The organism is Niallia endozanthoxylica (genome assembly GCF_008710145.1).
GTDB lineage: Bacteria > Bacillota > Bacilli > Bacillales > Cytobacillaceae > Bacillus_BD > Bacillus_BD endozanthoxylica.
The window spans coordinates 1-2931 of the sequence record NZ_VYKL01000054.1 but is presented as its reverse complement, the minus strand read 5'-3'; the positions used below and the strand labels follow the sequence as shown (position 1 = coordinate 2931).

Sequence of the window (2931 nt, the reverse complement as noted above, 5' to 3'; positions counted from 1 at the left end):
GGTTAAGTTAGAAAGGGCGCACGGTGAATGCCTTGGCACTAGGAGCCGATGAAGGACGGGACTAACACCGATATGCTTCGGGGAGCTGTAAGTAAGCTTTGATCCGGAGATTTCCGAATGGGGGAACCCAGCATCCGTAATGGGATGTTATCTTTACCTGAATACATAGGGTATTGAAGGCAGACCCGGGGAACTGAAACATCTAAGTACCCGGAGGAAGAGAAAGCAAACGCGATTCCCTGAGTAGCGGCGAGCGAAACGGGAACAGCCCAAACCAAGAGGCTTGCCTCTTGGGGTTGTAGGACACTCTACATGGAGTTACAAAGGAACGGGGTAGGCGAACAGGTCTGGAAAGGCCGGTCATAGAAGGTAAAAACCCTGTAGTTGAAACTTCGTTCCCTCCTGAGTGGATCCTGAGTACGGCGGGACACGTGAAATCCCGTCGGAAGCAGGGAGGACCATCTCCCAAGGCTAAATACTCCCTAGTGACCGATAGTGAACCAGTACCGTGAGGGAAAGGTGAAAAGCACCCCGGAAGGGGAGTGAAAGAGATCCTGAAACCGTGTGCCTACAAGTAGTCAAAGCCCTTTAACGGGTAATGGCGTGCCTTTTGTAGAATGAACCGGCGAGTTACGATTACATGCAAGGTTAAGTTGGATAGACGGAGCCGCAGCGAAAGCGAGTCTGAATAGGGCGTTTAGTATGTGGTCGTAGACCCGAAACCAGGTGATCTACCCATGTCCAGGTTGAAGTCCAGGTAACACTGGATGGAGGACCGAACCCACGCACGTTGAAAAGTGCGGGGATGAGGTGTGGGTAGCGGAGAAATTCCAATCGAACTTGGAGATAGCTGGTTCTCTCCGAAATAGCTTTAGGGCTAGCCTCATGTTGTAAGAATCTTGGAGGTAGAGCACTGTTTGGACTAGGGGCCCCCATCGGGTTACCGAATTCAGACAAACTCCGAATGCCAAAGATTTATCCATGGGAGTCAGACTGCGAGTGATAAGATCCGTAGTCAAAAGGGAAACAGCCCAGACCACCAGCTAAGGTCCCAAAGTATACGTTAAGTGGAAAAGGATGTGGAGTTGCTTAGACAACCAGGATGTTGGCTTAGAAGCAGCCACCATTTAAAGAGTGCGTAATAGCTCACTGGTCGAGTGACTCCGCGCCGAAAATGTACCGGGGCTAAACGTATCACCGAAGCTGTGGATGGACATCTTCTGATGTCCGTGGTAGGAGAGCGTTCTAAGGGCGTTGAAGCTAGACCGTAAGGACTGGTGGAGCGCTTAGAAGTGAGAATGCCGGTATGAGTAGCGAAAGATGGGTGAGAATCCCATCCACCGAATGCCTAAGGTTTCCTGAGGAAGGCTCGTCCGCTCAGGGTTAGTCGGGACCTAAGCCGAGGCTGAAAAGCGTAGGCGATGGACAACAGGTTGATATTCCTGTACCACCAAAATCCGTTTGAACGATGGGGGGACGCAGGAGGATAGGGTAAGCGCGCTGTTGGATTAGCGCGTCCAAGCAGTTAGGCTGTCAGCGAGGAAAATCCCGCTGGCGTGAAGGCTGAGCTGTGATGGCGAGGGAAATAAAGTACCGAAGTTCCTGATTCCACACTGCCAAGAAAAGCCTCTAGTGAGGATTAGGTGCCCGTACCGCAAACCGACACAGGTAGGCGAGGAGAGAATCCTAAGGTGAGCGAGAGAACTCTCGTTAAGGAACTCGGCAAAATGACCCCGTAACTTCGGGAGAAGGGGTGCTTTTTGGGGTGAATAGCCCTGAAAAGCCGCAGTGAATAGGCCCAGGCGACTGTTTAGCAAAAACACAGGTCTCTGCGAAGCCGCAAGGCGAAGTATAGGGGCTGACGCCTGCCCGGTGCTGGAAGGTTAAGAGGAGAGGTTAGCGCAAGCGAAGCTTTGAATTGAAGCCCCAGTAAACGGCGGCCGTAACTATAACGGTCCTAAGGTAGCGAAATTCCTTGTCGGGTAAGTTCCGACCCGCACGAAAGGCGTAACGATCTGGGCACTGTCTCAACGAGAGACTCGGTGAAATTATAGTACCTGTGAAGATGCAGGTTACCCGCGACAGGACGGAAAGACCCCGTGGAGCTTTACTGTAGCCTGATATTGAATTTTGGTACAGCTTGTACAGGATAGGTAGGAGCCTGAGAAGCCGGAGCGCCAGCTTCGGTGGAGGCGTCGGTGGGATACTACCCTGGCTGTATTGACATTCTAACCCGCACCCCTAATCGGGGTGGGAGACAGTGTCAGGTGGGCAGTTTGACTGGGGCGGTCGCCTCCTAAAAAGTAACGGAGGCGCCCAAAGGTTCCCTCAGAATGGTTGGAAATCATTCGTAGAGTGTAAAGGCACAAGGGAGCTTGACTGCGAGACCTACAAGTCGAGCAGGGACGAAAGTCGGGCTTAGTGATCCGGTGGTTCCGCATGGAAGGGCCATCGCTCAACGGATAAAAGCTACCCCGGGGATAACAGGCTTATCTCCCCCAAGAGTCCACATCGACGGGGAGGTTTGGCACCTCGATGTCGGCTCATCGCATCCTGGGGCTGTAGTCGGTCCCAAGGGTTGGGCTGTTCGCCCATTAAAGCGGTACGCGAGCTGGGTTCAGAACGTCGTGAGACAGTTCGGTCCCTATCCGTCGTGGGCGTAGGAAATTTGAGAGGAGCTGTCCTTAGTACGAGAGGACCGGGATGGACGCACCGCTGGTGTACCAGTTGTTCTGCCAAGAGCATCGCTGGGTAGCTATGTGCGGAAGGGATAAGTGCTGAAAGCATCTAAGCATGAAGCCCCCCTCGAGATGAGATTTCCCATAGCGTCAAGCTAGTAAGACCCCTGAAAGATGATCAGGTTGATAGGTTTGGGGTGGAAGCGTGGTGACACGTGGAGCTGACAAATACTAATCGGTCGAGGACTTAACC

1 rRNA gene is annotated in these 2931 nt (G+C 52.8%); it reads left to right on the top strand.

The features are described from left to right. Window positions 1-2931 (top strand): 23S ribosomal RNA (locus tag F4V44_RS24965); the annotation flags it as partial.